Genomic DNA, 560 nt, shown 5'->3' with positions numbered 1-560 from the left:
GCCGGGGGCGGCCGGTGGTCCCGTACTGGAGCGCCATCGTCAGCGTCCCGTCCCGCACCAGTTCCGCGAGGTAGCGGCGCGCGGTGGCGGGTGAGACCCCGACGTCGGAGGCGATGTCGTCGGCGAGCATCGGTTCTCCGGACCCCCGCAGCGCCTCGACGATCCGGCGTTCCGTCACCGAACCGCCGTCGTCGCGGCGCGGGGCGGGACGCTCGCTGCGCAGCACCGAGGACGCGGCGTCGACCTGTTCCTGGGTGACCTCCGCGGAACCGAGGATCCGGCGGTACGCGGTGTAGGCGCCCAGCCTGCGTGCCAACTCCGTGGCGGGGAAGGGCTTGATCAGGTACTGCAGCGCGCCCGCCGCGAGTCCCGCGCGGACGCTGGCGGCATCGTCGGCGGCACCGAGGATGAAGGCGTCGCACCGCAGCTCCCGCACCAGGTCGATGCCCGAGCCGTCGGGGAGGTAGACGTCCACCAGCGCGAGGTCGACCCGCTCGCGCTCGAGGATCGCCCGCGCCTCGGAGACCGTGCGCGCGGAGCCGACCGTGGTGAGTCCGACC

The 560-nt window shown here is 74.3% G+C and carries 1 protein-coding gene; it reads right to left on the bottom strand.

Translation table 11 applies throughout. The annotated features are described in order from the left end of the window. The coding region (locus FK268_RS23610; protein WP_146437888.1) for a response regulator at window positions 1-560 on the bottom strand (560 nt) is incomplete at both ends.

Source organism: Tsukamurella sputi (genome assembly GCF_007858445.1).
Taxonomy (GTDB): domain Bacteria; phylum Actinomycetota; class Actinomycetes; order Mycobacteriales; family Mycobacteriaceae; genus Tsukamurella; species Tsukamurella sputi.
Note: the sequence above shows the minus strand (reverse complement) of the source record. Positions and strands in the feature narration are given on the sequence as shown.